Origin of the sequence: Magnetospira sp. QH-2, assembly GCF_000968135.1 — a bacterium.
Lineage (GTDB): Bacteria > Pseudomonadota > Alphaproteobacteria > Rhodospirillales > Magnetospiraceae > Magnetospira.
Genome location: NZ_FO538765.1, coordinates 669,705 through 688,750, shown reverse-complemented (window position 1 = coordinate 688,750; position 19,046 = coordinate 669,705). Strand labels below are relative to the sequence as shown.

Here is a 19,046-nt window from a genome sequence, read left to right as displayed (position 1 = left end):
TTTCCAACAAATTCAAGCCATCGCGGTGCACCGATCACGTCTGACAGCCTTCACCCGTGTAAAGCAGTTTTATCGAATCATTTGAGTGGAATAAAGGAAAAACTTACCCAAAAGGATGATAGATGACAGATCTCGCAAATCATGTATTTCGTTCACTGGCCAAGGATTCGCGCAGAATCTCCAGTTCAAGCCATTCTTCTTCACATTGGCCAAGTTCTTTTTCTTTATCCGCAACGAGGTTCGTTGTTTTTGAGAATTGTTCAGGATCGCGCTGATAAAACTCTGGATCCTCGAGTTGCTCATGAATTTGGGTGATTTCCATTTGCAATCGATCTATCCGTTTCGGGAGTTCCTTGAGCGCCCGTTCCTGTTTGTAGCTCAGCTTGGTGGCCTTGCGGTCCGCGGCTGGCTTTTCCCCCGTGCGCTTGGTCGGGGCTTCTTTCCTGACCGGCCCTTGTTCCCGGGCCTGTCTTTGACGTTGGTAGTCGGAATAACCGCCCGGGTATTCTTCAACACTGCCATCGCCCTCCAGAACAATGGTCGATGTGACAATTCGATCGAGAAAATCCCGATCATGGCTGACCAGCAGCAAAGTGCCCTCGAAGTCGGCCAACATTTCCTGCAACAGATCCAGCGTATCGATATCCAGATCGTTGGTCGGTTCATCCAGAATCAGGAAATTGCAGGGTCTGGTCAGCGCTTTGGCGAGCACCAAACGATTGCGCTCGCCGCCAGACAGGGCATTGACCGGACCACGCGCCTGCTTCTCGTCGAACAGGAAGTCCTTCAGATAAGCCACCACATGGCGCTGGCGGCCTTGAACCATCACCATATCGCCGCCTCGTTCGCAAAGGGTGTCCCACAGGCTTTTGTCCGGGTCCAGGCTGTCGCGGTTCTGATCCAAGTAAAGGGTTTCCAAATTGGTGCCCAATCGCACATGCCCTTCATCCGGCTTTAGGTCACCGGTGAGCATTTTCAACAAGGTGGACTTGCCCGCCCCATTGGGTCCGATGATTCCCACCTTGTCGCCCCGCAGGATGCGGGTGGCGAAATCCTTGACGATCACCCGATCTCCATAGGCCTTGCGGAGGCCTTCCACTTCCACCACCAGCTTGCCGGAACTTTCGGTTTTCTCCGTTTCCAGTTTGACCGAGCCGGTTTTATCAATTTGCTGGGCGCGTTCGCTGCGCAGGCTTTGGAGCCGTCGCAGGCGCCCCTGGTTGCGTTTGCGACGCGCGGAGATTCCCTGATGGGACCAGCGTGTCTCTTCGGCGATCAGCTTATCGAGTTTGTGCCGCTCCACCGCTTCTTGTTCCATGATGGTGTCGGACCATTCCTCGAAATGGGCAAAGCCTTTGTCCAATCGCCGCACCCGCCCCCGGTCCAGCCACAGAACCGCCCGAGTCAGCAAATTCAAAAAGGCCCGATCATGGCTGATGGTGACAAAGGCACCCTTGAAGCGGCCCAAGACATCTTCGAGCCATTGGATGGCGTTGAGGTCAAGGTGGTTGGTGGGCTCGTCGAGCAACAAGATATCGGGCTCGCTGACCAAGCCCCGCGCCAGGGCGGCGCGACGGCGCTCCCCACCGGAAAGGCTGGTCGTGGCCTGCGCCCCATCGAGTTTCAGATCTTCCAGCCAGGGCTCGACAATATGGGCATCTTCCGCTGAATGATGGGGCAGGCCATCAACCACATAGTCCAACACCGTGGCAAAACCGGACAGGTCCGGTTCCTGAACCAAATAGGTCACATGCAGGCCCGGCTGACGGAACACTTCGCCCGCATCGGGCTCCATGAGCCCGGCAATAACCTTCATCAACGTGGATTTGCCACAGCCGTTGCGGCCCACCAAACTGATGCGCTCCCCCTTGGAGATGGACATCTCCACCCCATCGAACAGCGGAACGCCGCCAAAGCCGAGACGGATGTCGCGTAGGATCAAGAGGGGGGGGGCCAAGGGGCATCTCCATGAAGGGACAAGCGCCCCTAATGCCACCCCCGGGCCGCTATGGCAACAGGCATCCTATAACAGATCGAGAAACGAATTCTCCACGGCTTCGGCCAATTTCTTGTCCTCCACCACCATGTGACGAACCAAACGGGTTTCCATCCAGTTTTCCAGGGTCGGGCCGATCATTTCTTGGAATCCGGCGTGGTTTTGGCGGCAAAGGCTTTGAGCTTCTTCCTCCAGCTCCCGGTGCAGCTTTTTGTGTTCCTCCATGATGGGACAGCCTAGGGAGTCGAAGTATTCCTCCTCGGCACGAAAATGGGTTTGGGTATAGAGCAGCAGGGCGTTGAAAGCATCTTGGAGGATCAACAGATCTTTCTGTTCATGCACCGCCTTGTGGAGATAATTACCCAATTCGATCAGCTGGCGATGATGCTGGTCGATGAACGCATCACCAATCTTGTAATCATCTTTCCAGACAAATCGTGGCATCGGCGCCTCCCGCGCACCCCAGCTCCTTGGGATAGGTCCCGAATCCTCCGATCCGTTTAATAGTATCGAGACGTTTACCCCTCTGTTACCTTGACACGGATCAAGTCAGAGAAAAGGCACAAAAAAAGGGACCCGCCAACTCCTTGGCCTGTCCCTTTGGATGGTTCTCTAAATCCCGGTCAGTGCAGATTGTCACCCAGTTCCGAGATCGCCTCTTCCACCAGCTTGTTGGCGCCGGTGGCTTTCAAGTTTTTAACGATCAAAGCCTTGGCAGCGGTCATAGCCACGTCGGTCGCCATGGCTTGGACCTCGGCCAGAGCTTTTGTTTCGGCCTGGGCGATTCGATCCTTGGCTTGCTGCTCGCGGCGCTCGACGGTGGATTCCAGATCTTCTTCGGCGCGGGCACGGATGCGTTCGGCCTCGGCCTTGGCCCGGGCAACGATCTGCTCGGCTTCCTCGGTCGCTTCACGCTGCTTGCGCTGATAACCGGCCAGCATTTCCTTGGCTTCGCGCCGCAGTTGCTCGGCCTCATCGAGCTGTTTGCGAATGGTCTCGGCCCGATCGTCCAGGGCAATGGTTGCCACCCGGAAGATGGTCTTGCCCGCCACCGCGACAAAAATCACGAAGGAGACGAACACCCAAAAGGTGGGATCGGTATAGAAGGCGGCCTCCCCGTGCTGGGCAGCCCCTTCAGCGGCGTTGGCAGCTTGTGCAAGCATCTCAGGACCGCTCCTTCATGACTTTCGTAACCGCGGCCTCGGCGACTTTTTGGGTCACGTCGATACCGGCCAGACGCTGAACCACGGCTTGGGAGACCTCTGCCGCCACACCGGCGATCTTGGCCACCGCGTCTTGCTTCAATTTATCGATCCGGCCTTCCGCCTCGGCGATTTCACCAGACAGACGCTCCCGCAAGGCGGCATCCTGAACGGCGGCCTTTTCGGAAACCTCCGCATTGACAACGCGGAAATTAGCCTGGGCTTCCGACCGGGCCTCCGCCAGCACCAACTCATAGGATCCGGCCGCGGCCTCCGCTTCGGCCTTGGCCTGTTCGGCGCTTTTCAGGTCGGCGTCGATCTTGCTTTGCCGTTCGTCGAGGATCTCGCCGATGCGGGGCAGAGCCAGTTTCACCATCAGCAAATAGAAGATGCCGAAGGTAATGATCAGCCAGATTGCCTGGGAGGAGAAATAGGTCGGATCAAATTGAGGCATAACAGCGCTCTCACGGTTGTTTACGGAGATACTTCCCCGCCACTGATTTCAAAATCAACGGATCGCACAGACCCGCCTGCCCCGAAAGGGCAGCGCCGGGTCCAGCGTTCCGACCGAAATCAGGTGAACAGCAACACCAGGGAAACCACCAGCGCGAATAGGCCAATGGCTTCGACCAAGGCAAAGCCGATCCACTTTTCGGTGCCGACCTGAGCGGCGGCGGCCGGGTTGCGAGCGACCGAAGCGATGTAGGTGGCGAACACGTTGCCGATACCGGCGCCAACGCCCCCAAGACCGATCACGGCCAGACCGGCACCAATCATCTTCGCAGCTTCTACTTCCATGGTTCAATTCCTCTTTGTCGGTAAGTCAGTTCTAAGTCGGTTGTTACGAGTGGCAAACGCCCGGGGTTTCCTCAGTGCAGATGCAGGGCATCATTCAGATAGATGCAGGAGAGGATGGTAAAGACGTAAGCTTGAAGAAAGGCAATGATAATTTCCAAACCGGTCAGGGCGCCGACAAAAGCCAGCGGCATCCACCCACCGATAAAGCCCAGCGGCACCACGAACCCGGCAAATACCTTCAAAAGGGTATGCCCAGCGGTCATGTTGGCGAACAGCCGGAAGGACAGGCTGACAGGGCGAATGAAATAGGACAGGACCTCAATGGGCACCAGCAGCGGGATCACGTACCAGGGCGTGCCATGGGGCAGGAACAAGGAGAAAAACCCAAGGCCATGCTTGACCAACCCGATCAAGGTCACGCCGACAAACACGAAGGCCGCCATGATGAAGGTGATGACCAGATGGCTGGTGACGGTAAAGCTGTAAGGGATCATGCCGATCATGTTGGCAAACAGCACGAACATGAACAGGGTAAAAATAAATGGGAAGAACCGGCGTCCTTCGTTGCCCACATTGTCGCGGACCATATTGGCGATGAATTCGTAACAGATTTCCGCCAGGGACTGCCACCGGGTCGGCACCAGCGAGCGACCGCGCATGGACAGGGTCAAGAACAAGGTCGCGGCCAGCACGACGATGATCATGAACAGGCCCGAGTTGGTCAGGCTGGCATCAATGCCGCCAATTTCCAGAGGAACGATGGGCTTGATTTCGAATTGAGCAAGAGGATTTGCCACGTTCTTAACCGCCTATTCTCTGTCTGTGTTCTCATTATCCCTGGAAGAGCTTTGCACATCCGCCCGGGAGTCGTCTTCTTTCTTTTTGTAGCCCACCGCCATGCCATGGCCGTTGACCACTCGATATACATTCATCAACCCGGCCGCCCCACCGGCAAACAGCAGGATAATCATCAACAGGGGCCGGGTCTCCAGCCATCCATCGAGATACCAACCGATCCAGGCACCGACCAAAGGTCCCACCAGGATTTCAGCCCCGATCCGCATACCCATGCCCATATCGGACGGTCGCGGTGGCAACGAGGATTGGGTTTCATCCGTTTCCGGCGTTAGGCCTCGGTCGGCCATTGCCTTATTCAGACGCGCATCCAGATCCTTAAGTGGCTGATCTTCCGGGTCTTGGACCATCCGGCCCTCAGTCCTTGCGGGGCACCCCCAATGGAAAACAATTCGCTACGCCGTAACACTTTTTCGGACAATACCGACCCCCCCACGGGCTGTCAAGAGCAAAGCCCCCACATTAACTACATGATAAATAAAGCAAAAATAGACGAAAACCGGACTTTATCCCGCAGTGCGCAATGCTTCCGCCTTCTGCAGATCAACGGAGACCAACTTGGAGACTCCGCGTTCCTGCATGGTGACGCCGAATAACCGGTCCATACGGGCCATGGTCATGCGGTGGTGGGTGACGACCAAAAAGCGGGTGGTGCCTTGCTTGGCCATCTCATCCAGCATGGAGCAAACCCGGTCCACATTGGCATCATCCAGCGGCGCATCCACCTCATCAAGCACGCAAATGGGTGCCGGATTGGTCAGGAATACACCAAACAACAGGGCCAGGGCCGTGAGCGCCTGTTCGCCACCGGACAGCAGCGACAGGTTTTGCAGCTTCTTGCCCGGCGGGCTGGCCATGATTTCCAGTCCGGCTTCCAGGGGATCATCGGCCTCGGTCAGGGCCAGATGCGCATGCCCGCCGCCGAAAAGGCGGATAAACAGATCCTGGAAGTGCCGATCCACCTCCTTGAACGAGGCCAGCAGCCGTTGGCGGCCTTCGCGATTTAACTCCGCGATTCCCCGGCGCAATTTCTCGATGGCGGCCAACAGGTCCTCGCGTTCCCGTTCCAGGGTCTCCATTTGCTCGGTCAGTTCCTCGGCTTCCTGTTCAGCCCGCAGATTGACTGGCCCCATGCCGTCGCGTTCGCGCAGCAGCCGTTGCAGCCGCCCTTCCACCGCCGCCAAATCGGGCAGGGGTTTGGATTCGTCCATACCCGACAGATCGAGCAGATCGTCAGGACGGCAATCGAGCTTTTCCACCACCCGCTCGGCCAGGCTGCGGCAAGTCTCGTTGCCCTGGGCCACCGCCGCCTCGGCGCGCACCTGTTGTTCGCGAGCCTTGGCCAATTCCGCCTCCACCTCGCGCAGGGCCCGGTCGGCATCGCGGGCCTTGTTCTCCGCCTCGGCCAATTGGTCGGCGGCCACCTTGCGCTTCTCTTCGGTCACCGTTAGTTGGGCCGCCAGCTTTTCCTTCTGGGCGGCAATCTCCTCCGGGCGGGTTTCCAAAGTCTTCAATGCCGATTCCGTGGCGCCACGTCGTTCGGCCAACTCAGCCATGCGGGTATCGGCACCGGCCTGCCGCTGGCTCCAGGAGTCGCGCTCGCGGGCGATATCGTCCAGACGCCTTTGGCGGGCCTCGGCCTCGCGGACCAGGGAATCGTGACGCCCTCGGGCCTCAATCTGCGCCGAGCGGCGTTCGCCCAGGTCCTCGCGCAGGATGCCCAGTTCCCGGCGACCGGCTTCCGGATCGGCGGCGGTGGCCAGTTCTTGCTTGGCGGAGTCGGTATCGGTCTCAATATCCCCCAGGTCTATCGCCACCTGGGCAATGGTCTCATCGATCGCCGCCAGACGACTTTCCGCCCGGGCCGCTTTTTGGCGCAGGTCGGCGCGGCGGTCGCGGGCTTTGGAAAAGGCCCGGTCGGTTTCCCGTTGAGTATCGCGGGCCCGGCGTTCGCCCTCCATGGCCCGTTGGGCCATTTCGCGGGCTTCGTCGGCGCTGGCGCGGGCCTGCTCGGCAGCCTTGACGGCCTCATCCAGCCCCGCTTCCAAATCTCGCAGGCGATTGCGTTGCTCCAGACGAATCGCCTCGGCCACCGGCGCCCCGGGCCGCACGGTCAGACCGTCCCAGCGCCACAGGCCGCCGTCCCGGCTGACCAATCGTTGGCCTTGATGCAGGGTTGCGGCCAGACGATCCCCCGCCGTGCCATCTTCCACCACACCCACCTGATCCAGACGCGCCTGCAATCTGGACTCACCGGTCACAAACAAGGAAAGGGGCTTACTGCCCTCGGGCAAGGCAGCCCCAACGACCGCCGGTCGCTCCGCCCAGTGAATGGCGGCAGCGCCATCGGTGGAGGCATTGAGGTCTTCCCCCAAGGCCGCGCCAAGGGCCGTTTCATAGCCCGGTTCCACACTCAGACCGTCGAGCACCGGCACCCCATCGGCGGATGTTTCGTGGCCGCTTTCGGTCAGACGCCGCAGGGCATCAGACTCGGCCTGGATGCGGTTGAGAGCGCCTTGGGCTTCCTGTTGGGCATCCATGGCTTGGCGTACAGCCACTTCGGCGCTGGCGCGGGTGGTTTCCACCGTTTCCAGTTCTTCCCGGGCCGTTGTGGCGGCGGCTTCGGCCTCTTCCGCATCGCGCTCGGCAGCGGTCAGGTCGGCTTCGCTGATTCCCACGGCGGCCAAGGCCTGTCGCTGCCCTTTCAATTCCGCGGCACGATTTTCCAGACGGGTCTTTTGCCGCGCCAGATCCTCCACCTGACGGGCCAAACTGGTCCGCTGGGCTTCTTCGCCCGCGACCCGGTCGGTCAGTTCATGGAGGGCCTTGTCCAATTCCAACACCAACCGGTCGGCATCGGCCAGGTCCAAAGCGGCGGTAGCGCGGGCCTCGCCTTCTCCGGCCCGAGCCACCTCGATTTCGGTGCGTTCTTCTTCCAGGCGGACCAAAGCCGCTTCGGCATCGCGGGCCAGGATGCGTTCCCGCTCCATGTCGCCATCGGCCTGGGCCAGGCGGGCATGGCCTTCCTCGCGGGCCCGCACTACCCGCTGGGCTTCCGCTTCCAGTTCCCGAAGGGTGATGGTCAGGTGCTGCAATTCGGCTCCGGCTTCGGCCTCGGCTTGTCGAAGCTGTGGCAAGCCATCGGCGGTCACGGCCTGTTTGGTGACGGCGGCGGCGGCCATGGCGGTCATTTCCGCCACCGCCGATTCGGTCTGCTTTAAATGCTTGCGGGCCTGATCCAAGGTTTCCAGGGCGGCCAGCCAGCGCAAATGGAACAACGAAGCCTCGGCCCGGCGGATATGGTCGGAGATATTGCGGTAGCGGGTGGCCTGCCGGGCCTGTTTGCGCAGCCCTTGAAGTTGGGCCTCTAGGGTCACCAGGATGTCTTCCATCCGAGATAGATTCTCTTCCGCCCCCTTGAGCCGCAGTTCCGCCTCGTGACGACGGGAATGCAGACCGGAGATGCCGGCGGCTTCTTCCAACAGACTACGCCGTTGCGCCGGTTTGGCGTTGATCAAAGCGCCGATCTTGCCCTGGCTGACCAGGGCGGTGGAGCGGGACCCCGATGCCGAATCGGCAAACAGCAACTGCACATCGCGGGCCCGCACATCCTTGCCGTTGACCCGATAGGCCGAGCCGCGCCCGCGTTCGATCCGGCGCGATACATCCAACTCGTCACTGTCGTTGAGCAGCGCCGGAGCGTTGCGTTCCTGGTTATCCAGGCTGAGCACCACCTCGGCGATATTGCGGGCCGGGCGGTTATCGGTGCCACCGAAGATGACATCTTCCATCTCGCCGCCACGCATCTGCTTGGCCGAGGATTCGCCCATCACCCATTTCAGGGCTTCGACTAGATTGGATTTGCCGCAGCCATTGGGCCCAACCACCCCGGTCAGGCCTTGCTCGATGTGCAGGTCCGTGGGATCGACGAACGACTTGAAGCCCGTCAGGCGAAGGCGGGTGAACTGCACCAACTCCGTCGATCCCCCTCGTTTCGAGCCTTACTGGGCCCCGGCTTTTGCCAGAGCCTTGTCAATGATCACTTTGAAATCGTCAAAGGACTTGGCACCCACCACTTTCTCGCCATCCACCAAGAATGTCGGGGTGGAATTGATCCCATGGGTTTTCTGGGCATCTTGCAAGCGGCTCAGAATGCCCTCGGTCAGGTCCTTGTCAGCGAAACAGGTATTGAATTGCGCCTCGCTGACACCCGCCAACAAGGCCGTTTTCAGCATGGCCGCGACCGGGTCATTGGACGCCGCCCACTGAGCCTGGGTCTTGAACAGCAAATCAAGCAGGGCCTGGCGGGCCGAGGGCGCAGCACAACGCACCGCCACCGCCGCCCGGAAGCTCACCCCTTCGAACGGGAAGTCGGTAAAGATAATCCGGACCTTGCCCGTATCCACATAAGCCTTCTTGATCTCGGGAAGGGTCGTGTTGTGGAAGGTCGCGCAATGGGGGCAGGTCAGCGACGAATAGTCGATAATGGTCACCGGTGCCTCGGCACTGCCCAGGGACAGTTCCTGATAGCCCGCCGCATGGACGCGACCGGTAGCGGCCAGAACAAAAACAACAACGAAAGCAAGGAAAATCTTGCGCATCTACTTCTCCCAAGACACAAGATGTTGACGAAATATAGGCAGGGTGTCGGGACTCCACAAGATCCTCCGTGATCTCCCTTGTCCGGCCTGTGTATAACTGAGTGACGTTCAATCGTCCCCGGGTTTCCTCCTCTGTTTCACCGCGCCGCCGAGCCGTTCCAAAGCGGCGCGCAAATCGGGATCGGTGACCCCGGACAGGCTCTCCGCCAGATCCGCTTTTTCTTCGGCATTCAACGGAGGCCGGGGCTTTTCCTTTGCCGGTCGGGGCGGCAAGGGTTTTTGCAGCACCCGCAACCCGTCGATGGCGCGGTATCCGAAATGGGCGTTCACCCGCTCGACGATTTGTGGTTCCAAATGTGTCAATTCGAGGGCCAGGGCACCGTGATCCACGGCCAGATGCAGGATCCCACGGGGTGGATTGCCGCCCCGAACCACTTTCTCCGGCGCCGTATGGGCAGCCATATGCTCGCCCATGATACGTTCCCATTGGGCCACCAGGGTGCCATCGGCCAAGCCCCGACGATGAAACAAGGGACGGGTCGCCCGCGACACCAGCCCGGCCAAGGCCTGACTGCGGCGGGATCGCTTGGGGGACCGGTCGGGAGGCTCGGCGGCGGGCATGGATGCTGGTTCCTTGAGACGGGTTGGGTTAGGAACCTACCATGCGTCAACCACCCATGGATATCAAACCGCCGTGACCGATCCCACGCCTTCGGACCGCCTGCTTGACTGGTACGACCGACACCGCCGCACCCTGCCCTGGCGCGCGGCGGCGGGCACTTGCGCCGATCCTTATCATGTATGGCTCAGCGAAATCATGCTGCAACAGACCACCGTGGTCACGGTGATCCCTTATTTTCAGCGTTTTCTGGCCCGTTGGCCGACGATCCACGAATTGGCAGCGGCGGATCTGGATGATGTTCTGACCCAGTGGCAGGGCCTCGGCTACTACGCCCGAGCCCGCAATTTGCACAAATGTGCGCAGGTTGTTTCCGCCAACCATGGCGGAGAATTCCCTACGACCGAATCGGCACTCCTCGCCCTGCCCGGCATCGGTGCCTATACGGCGGCGGCGCTGACCTCCATCGCCTTCGACAAGCGAGCGGTGGTGGTGGATGGCAATGTGGAACGGGTCGTGGCACGGCTGTTTGCGCTGACCGATCCGCTGCCTGGCGTGAAGAAAACCGTTAAGGAGCACGCGGACAGGCTGACCCCGGATCGGCGACCCGGCGACCATGCCCAAGCGATGATGGATCTGGGGGCCACGGTCTGCACACCCACTTCGCCGAAATGCGATCTCTGCCCGATCCTTGCCCATTGCCTTGGGCGCCAACAAGGGATCGCCGCCGATCTGCCCAGGCGAGCCCCGCGCAAAACACGGCCCACGCGGCATGGCGTGATATTCTGGTTGCAACGGAAAGATGGCGCGGTGCTGTTGCGCCGTCGACCACCGACCGGGCTTTTAGGCGGCATGATGGAACTGCCCGGAACAGACTGGCGGGAAGGAGAAGCTTGGCGGGAAGCGGAAGCCCGGCAGCAAGCCCCGACAGAGGCCAGGTGGCGTCTGCTTCCTGGCTCGATCCGCCATACCTTCACTCATTTCCATCTGGTGTTAACGGTGATGGCGGGCCAATGCGCTCAATCGCCATCGGGCCCGCCATCGGGTACCTGGGTGAAGCGGGAGGATTTCGGGTCTCAGGCCTTGCCGACCGTCATGCGCAAGGCCATTGACCATGCTATGGCAGGCACGGCGAAGTCTTGAGACCTATACCGCCGCCATGGTGATCCGGGGATCGCGTAGCCAGAGATGGATCCATTCGCTGTCGGTTGCCCGACGCTCTCCGCCCCGGCCATCGCGGACCAGGATCCGACCGCCCTTCAAAACACGATAATCTGAATGCTTTGACATGATTCCACTCCTCTCGGTGACCGTTGCGCTCAATTCCCGATTAATTTACTCAAGTACTGCCGCTTGTCAACGTAAAAAGGGGCGGATTAATGGCCCAAACTTCCATGTTATCGACGTCGATTGATAAGAAATATACATCTTTTTTCATGACATTAAGGGTTATTAGGGCCGCTTTGTGGGGAAGAAAATGACCTTTCATGATGGCGACAAATTTACCCGACTCCTTTCATATTTTTCAGGTGGTTTTCAGCAAAAAAAGGGCTCTGCCCCGTCAACTCCAGCATCCTACGTAAGGGTCTTATTCGTTTCACGGGGAGAAACAGCGGACTGGATTGCCCCCCTTCGCAGGCAGGCATGGCTTATGAGGCCGACGAATTAATAGGGAATCTTAGGTCTCGCGGTTGAATCGATCCCGTAATGGAGGCTATTCTGGTACGCGCGTTTGATTCGCCGCTCGCCAACCGAGGTTCTCCCTTGCACGTTCTTCTCGCCGACGATCATTCCATTGTCCGAACCGCGCTCAAATACGTGCTGTCCGAACTGACTGATACTTTGAAAGTCGTGGAAGCGAAGACCTACGGCGAGGCCCGTGATCACATTGATGATTCCGAGCCCTTTGATTTGGTCATGCTGGACCTGCGCATGCCCGAATTGGAAGGCCTGGACGATATCCGCGATCTGGTCAATCGAGCGGGCGGCTGCCCGGTGGCGGTATTCACGGTTTCCGAATCTCCCGAAGAAATGCGGGCTGTACTGAAATGCGGTGTGCGGGCCTATATCCCCAAGTCCACCGACGATTCGCTGATTGCCACCATTCTCAAGCTGGTACTGGAGGGCGGTTCCTATGTCCCGCCGGTGCTTGGCGGCGCGGCGCAACAGGTTTTGCTGGAAGAATCCGTTGACCTGACCGGTGGCGCGGCCTCGGCGGGAGCTCAACTGGAAGGCCTGACGCGGCGCCAGCGGGATGTTTTGCAGTTGATGGCGCAAGGCCTGTCGAATCAGGAAATCGGCAGCCGTTTGGACCTGAACCTCAGCACGGTGAAGTCCCACGTTACCGGGGTACTGCGGGCCCTGGGAGCCGAGAACCGCACCCAAGCCGTGCTCATATTTCAACAACAAGCCACCGCCGCGCCCCACTAGCAGGCTGCTTCTGTAATCGAGTCATTTGAGTCAAGCTGATTTCCAAGCCGTCGGTTTGAACCTGGGGTATGTGGCGCCCTTTGCTTCTGTCCGCGGTCGACGTCGTCGCCGCATGATGGGGATCAAGGGGGATCGGGTGCAGCAACCTGAAAAGCGTGGTCTTACGCCACTGCAGCCTGCGCGCTGTCATCCGAGCCCCGCGCGTCGCCACGCGTCCTGGCCGCCCTTCAGGCGATCTCGGTTTTCGTTGTGTTTAGATGGCGGTCTCCTCCTTGCGGTACTGGAAGTCCGTGCCGTCGATCCACATGCGATGCATGATTACGGCGAGACGCCGGGCAACGGCGACCTTGGCGCGTTTCATCCCGCGCCTTTTGGCGACCGCGAGCCCCCAGTGTTTGAGCCAGGACCAACGGCGGGTTCGAGTGAGAAGTGCATTGGCGGCCTCGAACAAAAGCCAACGAACCATGGCATCTCCGCACTTGCTGATGGGGCCGCTTCGGTCCTGCTCTCCCGAGGCGTATCTGCGTGGGACAAGCCCGAAGTGGGCGCCGACCATGACCGACTTTTGAAACCGTTCCGGCACGTCGAGTCCTGTCCTGAAAGCGAGGGCGGTAACCGGGCCGACGCCGGGAACGGTCATCAGGCGCCGGCAAACGCTATCATCGCGCGCAGCGGCATGAACCTGCCGGTCGAGCTTGTCGAGTTGTTCGAGCAAGGCTTGGCGCGCAAGCAAGAGCGGCTCGGCGGCTGCGCTGAGGTGCGGGTTATCAGCCGTCAATTCCCGAACCCGCGCCGCGAAAAGGCGTCCGCGCGCCATACCGACCTTGAGGCCGAAAGCTTTCAATGTTCCTCGTACCGTATTGGACAACTGACGGACCTGATGAACCAGGGTCTCCCGATGGGTCAGCACCATCCGGAGCTCCTGACTGCGCGCGGTCTTGACGTGGGTCGCGCGGTACAAACCGGTCCGCATCGCCTGGCTGATCAAGCGGGCGTCGCGACGGTCCGTCTTGACTGGGCTGGCGCTGGCAAAGGCCTTCATTTGCCGGGTCTCGATACAAATCACAGGGAGGCCCCGACTGGACAGTCCTGCGTACAGCCAAGGCGCCAGAGGGCCAGCTTCCAACCCAATTCGCGCAAAGCCACGCCCGCTTTCCTCGAGCCAAGTGGCGACCGCCTCGGGTGTGCTTGACACCTTGCCTTCGCGAATGACGGTTCCCTTTGCATCAATCTCACAGATCGAAATGCTTGCCATCGATACGTCCATTCCAACAAAATACTCCATAGCTGGTCTCCTCTGTTCCATGTCCAGGAATTGACCCGGATACTTGATCAAGACCGAGTGTGGAGACCAGCTGACTGTCTAGGCAATCCCTGACTGCTCGATTACCGCCATCTGAAAAAGTCCGATTTCGAGCCTGTGGCGGCACATGCTTCGACAAGCTCAGCATGAGGGCCTTTGAATTTTCAACTTGTTAGCCTCACCCTGAGCTTGTCAAAGGGCGAGGCGGGCCGTAGGACAGCACTTTTTCAGCAACCTGTTAGTTCTTTTTGGCCAACGGCACGCTGACCGAAAATACCGATCCGCTGCCCACCCAGGACTGACATTCCAGTTGATGCCCCAGTAGGTTGGCCAAGCGGCGGACAATGGCCAACCCCAGACCGATTCCCTCGCTGCGGTCCCGATCCGGATCTTCCAACTGTGAGAATTCCTGAAACACCTTTTCCCGCGAATCATCGGGAATCCCGGGACCGGTATCCCAGACCTGGATCAGGGCCATGGCTCCCCGGCGCCGCACACCCATCAAGATCTTGCCTCGCCGGGTATAGCGCAACGCGTTGGTCAAGAAGTTGCGAACGATGCGCTCAAGCAGCAAGGGATCGGTTTCCACATAAAGGTCGGGAATCACGCTGCGCAACTGTAGCCCCTTTTGCGCGGCGCGCGGCTCGAACTCTCCTGCCATCTGAGAAACCAACGCTTTCAGATCAAAACAACAAAGCCGGGGTTCCACCACTTCCGCCTCTAGCTTGGAAAGCTGAAGAATGGAATCCAGCAATGACCGCATGGAGCGCTGGGCATCATGCATGTCGCGCATGATGGATTGGCTCCGTTCATCCTGCATGGAGCGTTCGAGCATCCCGCTGAACATGCCAATGGCTTCCAGAGGCTGTTTCAGATCATGCCCGGCAGCAGCCAGGAAACGGGATTTGGCCTTGTTGGCCTGGACCGCCGCCACGCGGGCATCATCCAGTTCCCGGGTTCGACGTATGACTTCGTCTTCCAAGGTGTCGCGGGCGCGGGACAAATCTTCGGTGATCTTGCCGATATGATCCATCTGGTCGGTGATGTGGCGGACCATGGGCCGGAAGATCAGCATGACTTCCAAGGTCAGGGTCAACAAGGTCAGGAAAAGAAACAAGCCTTCCAGCAGCTGCATCCGGTAGAACGCCTCTTCGCCCTCGTCTTGATACAAGGCCACCATGCGGTCCAGGCGATCCACCAATTCGCCCGGCGCGGTGGACAGCACATAGCGGACTTCCGGCGAATCTCGCTGCAAATCCCCGACCGGCGAGTCAAGGGTTCGGCGCAAGCTGGCGATATAGTCCAGCATCAAACGATTGAGCGGCAACGGCCCATCGAAATAGCCCCGAAAGGCATCCTCGGTCATCTTGTGTTCCAAGGCGATGGGGCCCCCCTGACCGGTGAGCGCCCGGTGGGCGTTCTCCAGCAGATCGGTCGCTTCTTGCAATTGACTTCGGAAGATCAGGCGCTGTGCCTCTGTCTCGGCATGCACCAGACGCTCGACAAAAAGCGCCGTACGTTGCGACAACATGCGCTGGCGTCCACTGACATTCACCACAGCCAGCACACTTTTGTGTTCGGCAATCAACAGGGCCACGATGGCGAAAGCGGAACCGGCCAGCAAGGCAATGACCGTTAGCGCGAACAGATAGCGCCGGGTCATCCATTTTCCCGCACCCGCCCGATCAATAAGGTTGTTCGGTATCACGCCTGGAATCTCCGTTCATTCCTGGTTCGGAGTGTCGATGATTTCCAGGTGTAAATCCAGGGAGAACGGCCAAAGACCGCCCCAGTAAAAGCACTTTAGTATCAATACAATCCAGAATCGGTGGATTTACACTTTCGTATTGAAAAATACTTGGTCCTTTAGTACCATTTCTTTCTGGCGAGATTGTCCCAGCCAAAATCGAGTTCCGAATCAAGGGACCAGGGACACAGGCACGGTGGGGAGACTTAAACATGCAGGGCATGACCGCTCGAACGGTGGCGGACCGGGAGCAAAATGTTATCCGACATTGTCGGGCCAGCCCCAATTGTCTGGCGCGCTCCATTCAAGAAGCATCCGGCGATCCCTTTGAACGGGTGGTTCAGGCCCGTGGCCCTATCCAGCCCGGCGATCGGTTGTTTCGCGCCGGGGACCCGTTCGACATGCTTTATTGGATCCGCTCGGGAACCATCAAGACGGAAACCACCACCCGCGAAGGTCGCCTACAGGTCACCGGTTTCTTTTTTGCCGGCGATTTGATCGGCGGCGATTGCATTGGGCGAGAGACCTATAGCTGCGACGGCATCGCATTGGAAACCACCTCACTTTGCGCCATTCCCGCCGAGGAACTGACTCGGCTTTGCTGCGCCAACGAGCGACTGCAATCGACCATCATGCAACGTCTCGGGCAGCGACTGCATGCGGACCGCATGGGATGGATGCTGACCCGCAACGAGCGGGCCGAACTCCGGGTCCGACATTTCCTGTCCGACCTGATGAATCGCCGAGGCGAACCAAGCACCGATACCGGCCGCAAGCTGGATTTGCCCATGACCAAGGGAGATATGGCCAACTATTTAGGGCTGGCCCCCGAATCCCTAAGTCGGGTCCTGAAGAAACTGGAAGCCGATGGGTTGATTCGAAACGGCAAACGCATGTTTGAAGTATTGCAACCGGAAAGCCTTTTCGATCCGGTAGAACTCTAAGAGGCGGATTTAAAAGTATCCTTTAGATATCAAGGCAGTAGATTTTTGATCTGGCCAGGAAAGGCGGACGACACGGGGCGGCGCCCCGTTAGGAGGTCTTGACGCCGCCAGAGCGGAAATATACGCCCTCGAGATCAAAGGAATACTTTTGAATCCGTCTCTAAAACACCCCATTCCATTTTTAGGCGACAGCCTCATTCCGCTGCCAAGGGCACCGGGTGTTTTTCTTGCGCGCTCGAAATGAAATGCCCATATTTCTAACCGCTACTTAATTTCTGAAAGCCGATTCTCCGATGCCGAAGAATACCGAACGGCAACGCATCTCTGTCTTGGTCGCCGCCATGGTGACCGTGGCCTTGACCGTGGGGATGGCGGCGTTGATGATTCTCTATGACACGTCATTGGATCAGCAACAGCAGAGACTGGTAGAGGTCGCCGAGAGCCGGGCCCGCATGATCGAGGCCATCGCTCGACGGAATTTGGAGCTCACAAAAAACCTGGCCCAAGACGCGGAAGCTGCCGCGTTGAATGCGACATTGGATCAAGTGACGGATGCCCATAGCCGGTTCCAGGGCTTCGGAGATACTGGCGAATTCGTCATGGCCCATCGGGTCGATGATCAGATCGTTTTCGTTCTGCGCCACCGGCATTTCGACCTGAAACACCCCAAACCGGTGGGGTTCGGCGCTGAATTGGCCGAGCCCATGCGCCGGGCTCTTAAAGGGCGCTCTGGCACCATCATCGGCCCCGATTACCGGGGCGAGACGGTACTGGCCGCCCACGAACCCGTCCGTCTGTTTGATTTGACATTCGGCATCGTGACAAAAATCGATCTGGCCGAGATCCGCGCGCCCTTCATCAAGGCCGGCCTCTTTCTTCTTGGTATCAGCCTGATCGTGATCATTTTGGGCAGCATCGTCTCGGTGCGGGTCGGACAAGCCCTCGTTGATACCATCACCCGGGGCGCCGCTCAGTTGAGCCGCGCCCAACGCATCGGTCGCATGGGCAGTTGGGTATTGGACATTAAGACCGATCAGCTGACTCTGTCCGAAGAAGCGGCGCGGATTTTGGGATTGGCACCCTCAATGGATGCTATTCACCGGCAGGGACTGTTGGATTGCCTGGATCCGCCGGATAGAGATCCGGTGAACAAAGCGGTTGAGAGCATTGCCGACGGCGCCTCGTATTTCGCCGTGGAAGCCCTCCTGCCCCTCTCCGACGAGGAACGCTTCGTGAGTATTCAAGGCGAAGCCACTCAGGATGATTGGGGGCGACCCTTCCGAATCAATGGCGTTATCCAGGATATCACCGACCGGAAACGCGCTGAAATCCAGCTACTTCAGGTCACGGAAGACCTTGAAAACCTGGTCCAGGAGCGAACCTACGAGCTTACCAAAAGCGAAGAGAAAGTCCGTTTGATCATCGATTCCGCCGCCGACGGGATTATCACCATTGATTCCCGGGGCATCATCCAGTCTTTGAACGAGGCTTGCGAGGGAATTTTCGGCTATCCGCAAGAGGAACTGATGGGGCAGAACGTCAAGGTTTTGGCCGCCGGAGAGCACGCTGTCCGACACGACGAATACCTCGCCCGTTACAAGGAGACCGACGAACCTCATATCATTGGCATCGGGCGCGAAGTGACCGGACGCCGCAAGGACGGCCGCGAGTTTCCCATGGAACTGGCCGTCAGCGAGTTGCGCGTCGAAGGGGTCAGTATGTTCACCGGCATCATTCGCGACATTTCCGATCGCAAGGCCGCCGAACTGGAATTGGTGGAAGCACGTGAAAAGGCCGAACAAGCCAGCCGGGCCAAATCCAGTTTTCTGTCGGCAGTGAGCCATGAACTCCGGACGCCGCTCAACGCCATTCTCGGCTATGCTCAACTCTTGTCCGGGTCCAAGCGGGATACGCTGAGCGAGAAACAGAAAGCTCATGTGGCGGAGATCCTCAAGGGCGGCGAACACCTGATGAACTTGATCAATGCGGTGCTCGACCTGGGCCAGATCGAAGCGAACAAGTTGTCGCTGAGCATCGAGCCCATTCTCTTCCGGCCAATGCTTACAGACTGCCTTTCCTACATGGTGCCAGAGGCGGAAAAACGGCAGATCACCCTTGTCGACCGGACCGATTCCTGCGAGGGACTTGCCGTCCTGGCCGATGAAACCAAACTGCGTCAAGTGCTGCTGAACCTGCTGTCCAACGCGGTCAAATATAATATGGAGACCGGACAGGTGATCGTCGACTGCCGCACCGATGACAACCGCACCCTCCATATCAGCGTCACCGACACCGGAAACGGAATCGCTCGGGAGCGCATGGAAGCTTTGTTCGAGCCCTTCGAGCGTCTTGGCGCGGAGAATTCGGGAATCTCCGGGACGGGAATCGGGCTTTCCATCTGCAAGCGGTTGGTGGAGGCCATGGATGGCCGCATCGGGGTGGAAAGCGACTTGGGGCACGGGGCCACATTCTGGATCAAGCTGCCCTTGGCCGAGAGCGAAACCCCGCCTTCTTGAGGTTCCAGGGACACCTTTATTAACCGCTCCTTTAG

Annotated in this window: 17 protein-coding genes; 4 read left to right on the top strand and 13 right to left on the bottom strand. The window is 59.1% G+C overall.

What is annotated here, in order from left to right:
* Positions 1 to 139 precede the first annotated feature (139 nt).
* The 10 genes from MGMAQ_RS03405 to MGMAQ_RS03360 form a co-directional block, all read right to left on the bottom strand.
* Positions 140 to 1,957 carry an ABC-F family ATP-binding cassette domain-containing protein gene (locus MGMAQ_RS03405; RefSeq protein ID WP_046020437.1) on the bottom strand — a complete coding sequence of 606 codons (1,818 nt, stop codon included), beginning with the start codon at positions 1,955 to 1,957 and terminating at the stop codon, positions 140 to 142.
* A gap of 66 nt (positions 1,958 to 2,023) precedes the next feature.
* Entirely contained in the window at positions 2,024 to 2,440 is a 417-nt protein-coding gene (locus MGMAQ_RS19225) for a bacteriohemerythrin (RefSeq protein WP_052716082.1), read from the bottom strand.
* A gap of 179 nt (positions 2,441 to 2,619) precedes the next feature.
* Complete coding sequence (locus MGMAQ_RS03395; RefSeq protein ID WP_046020436.1) at positions 2,620 to 3,159, bottom strand: ATP synthase subunit B; 540 nt, start codon at positions 3,157 to 3,159, stop codon at positions 2,620 to 2,622.
* A 1-nt stretch (position 3,160) separates the two neighbouring features.
* Positions 3,161 to 3,652 (bottom strand): hypothetical protein, encoded by a 492-nt coding sequence (locus tag MGMAQ_RS03390; RefSeq protein WP_046020435.1) that lies wholly within the window; start codon positions 3,650 to 3,652, stop codon positions 3,161 to 3,163.
* A gap of 119 nt (positions 3,653 to 3,771) precedes the next feature.
* On the bottom strand, positions 3,772 to 3,996 hold the full coding sequence (locus tag MGMAQ_RS03385; protein ID WP_046020434.1) for a F0F1 ATP synthase subunit C: 225 nt from the start codon (positions 3,994 to 3,996) through the stop codon (positions 3,772 to 3,774).
* A 71-nt stretch (positions 3,997 to 4,067) separates the two neighbouring features.
* Positions 4,068 to 4,793, bottom strand: a complete 726-nt coding sequence (locus MGMAQ_RS03380; RefSeq protein ID WP_046020433.1) for a F0F1 ATP synthase subunit A — start codon at positions 4,791 to 4,793, stop codon at positions 4,068 to 4,070.
* 12 nt (positions 4,794 to 4,805) lie between these two features.
* Positions 4,806 to 5,201: an AtpZ/AtpI family protein gene (locus MGMAQ_RS03375; RefSeq protein WP_046020432.1), complete on the bottom strand. Its 396-nt coding sequence runs from the start codon at positions 5,199 to 5,201 to the stop codon at positions 4,806 to 4,808.
* Between the two features lie 156 nt (positions 5,202 to 5,357).
* Positions 5,358 to 8,822: an AAA family ATPase gene (locus MGMAQ_RS03370; RefSeq protein ID WP_371258383.1), complete on the bottom strand. Its 3,465-nt coding sequence runs from the start codon at positions 8,820 to 8,822 to the stop codon at positions 5,358 to 5,360.
* A gap of 30 nt (positions 8,823 to 8,852) precedes the next feature.
* On the bottom strand, positions 8,853 to 9,452 hold the full coding sequence (locus tag MGMAQ_RS03365; RefSeq protein WP_052716081.1) for a thioredoxin domain-containing protein: 600 nt from the start codon (positions 9,450 to 9,452) through the stop codon (positions 8,853 to 8,855).
* Positions 9,453 to 9,560: 108 nt separating this feature from the next.
* Entirely contained in the window at positions 9,561 to 10,073 is a 513-nt protein-coding gene (locus tag MGMAQ_RS03360) for a DUF721 domain-containing protein (RefSeq protein ID WP_046020430.1), read from the bottom strand.
* A gap of 73 nt (positions 10,074 to 10,146) precedes the next feature.
* Here MGMAQ_RS03360 and mutY point away from each other — a divergent pair, with 73 nt between their 5' ends.
* Positions 10,147 to 11,214: an A/G-specific adenine glycosylase gene (gene mutY / locus MGMAQ_RS03355; RefSeq protein ID WP_046022901.1), complete on the top strand. Its 1,068-nt coding sequence runs from the start codon at positions 10,147 to 10,149 to the stop codon at positions 11,212 to 11,214.
* Positions 11,215 to 11,217: 3 nt separating this feature from the next.
* Here mutY and MGMAQ_RS20930 read toward each other — a convergent pair whose 3' ends face one another.
* Positions 11,218 to 11,361, bottom strand: a complete 144-nt coding sequence (locus tag MGMAQ_RS20930; RefSeq protein ID WP_158498761.1) for a hypothetical protein — start codon at positions 11,359 to 11,361, stop codon at positions 11,218 to 11,220.
* A 474-nt stretch (positions 11,362 to 11,835) separates the two neighbouring features.
* Between MGMAQ_RS20930 and MGMAQ_RS03350 the strand changes: the two genes are divergently transcribed.
* The gene (locus MGMAQ_RS03350) at positions 11,836 to 12,501 is read left to right on the top strand and encodes a response regulator transcription factor (RefSeq protein ID WP_046022900.1); all 666 of its coding nucleotides are present in this window, start codon (positions 11,836 to 11,838) and stop codon (positions 12,499 to 12,501) included.
* Positions 12,502 to 12,754: 253 nt separating this feature from the next.
* Here MGMAQ_RS03350 and MGMAQ_RS03345 read toward each other — a convergent pair whose 3' ends face one another.
* Positions 12,755 to 13,786: an IS110 family transposase gene (locus MGMAQ_RS03345; protein ID WP_046020119.1), complete on the bottom strand. Its 1,032-nt coding sequence runs from the start codon at positions 13,784 to 13,786 to the stop codon at positions 12,755 to 12,757.
* Between the two features lie 256 nt (positions 13,787 to 14,042).
* Positions 14,043 to 15,512 (bottom strand): ATP-binding protein, encoded by a 1,470-nt coding sequence (locus MGMAQ_RS03340; protein ID WP_252508672.1) that lies wholly within the window; start codon positions 15,510 to 15,512, stop codon positions 14,043 to 14,045.
* Positions 15,513 to 15,763: 251 nt separating this feature from the next.
* Here MGMAQ_RS03340 and MGMAQ_RS03335 point away from each other — a divergent pair, with 251 nt between their 5' ends.
* Complete coding sequence (locus MGMAQ_RS03335) at positions 15,764 to 16,495, top strand: Crp/Fnr family transcriptional regulator (RefSeq protein ID WP_046020428.1); 732 nt, start codon at positions 15,764 to 15,766, stop codon at positions 16,493 to 16,495.
* A 293-nt stretch (positions 16,496 to 16,788) separates the two neighbouring features.
* Complete coding sequence (locus tag MGMAQ_RS19220; protein WP_052716079.1) at positions 16,789 to 19,011, top strand: PAS domain S-box protein; 2,223 nt, start codon at positions 16,789 to 16,791, stop codon at positions 19,009 to 19,011.
* Positions 19,012 to 19,046: the final 35 nt, after the last annotated feature.

What these genes read in the sequence shown, in the direction of transcription:
- MGMAQ_RS19225 (WP_052716082.1), bottom strand. Translation starts at nt 2,440, where the DNA reads ATGCCACGATTTGTCTGGAAAGATGATTACAAGATTGGTGATGCGTTC.
- MGMAQ_RS03395 (WP_046020436.1), bottom strand. Translation starts at nt 3,159, where the DNA reads ATGCTTGCACAAGCTGCCAACGCCGCTGAAGGGGCTGCCCAGCACGGG.
- MGMAQ_RS03390 (WP_046020435.1), bottom strand. Translation starts at nt 3,652, where the DNA reads ATGCCTCAATTTGATCCGACCTATTTCTCCTCCCAGGCAATCTGGCTG.
- MGMAQ_RS03385 (WP_046020434.1), bottom strand. Translation starts at nt 3,996, where the DNA reads ATGGAAGTAGAAGCTGCGAAGATGATTGGTGCCGGTCTGGCCGTGATC.
- MGMAQ_RS03375 (WP_046020432.1), bottom strand. Translation starts at nt 5,201, where the DNA reads ATGGTCCAAGACCCGGAAGATCAGCCACTTAAGGATCTGGATGCGCGT.
- MGMAQ_RS03365 (WP_052716081.1), bottom strand. Translation starts at nt 9,452, where the DNA reads ATGCGCAAGATTTTCCTTGCTTTCGTTGTTGTTTTTGTTCTGGCCGCT.
- MGMAQ_RS03360 (WP_046020430.1), bottom strand. Translation starts at nt 10,073, where the DNA reads ATGCCCGCCGCCGAGCCTCCCGACCGGTCCCCCAAGCGATCCCGCCGC.
- MGMAQ_RS20930 (WP_158498761.1), bottom strand. Translation starts at nt 11,361, where the DNA reads ATGTCAAAGCATTCAGATTATCGTGTTTTGAAGGGCGGTCGGATCCTG.
- MGMAQ_RS03345 (WP_046020119.1), bottom strand. Translation starts at nt 13,786, where the DNA reads ATGGAGTATTTTGTTGGAATGGACGTATCGATGGCAAGCATTTCGATC.
- MGMAQ_RS03335 (WP_046020428.1), top strand. Translation starts at nt 15,764, where the DNA reads ATGCAGGGCATGACCGCTCGAACGGTGGCGGACCGGGAGCAAAATGTT.
- MGMAQ_RS19220 (WP_052716079.1), top strand. Translation starts at nt 16,789, where the DNA reads ATGCCGAAGAATACCGAACGGCAACGCATCTCTGTCTTGGTCGCCGCC.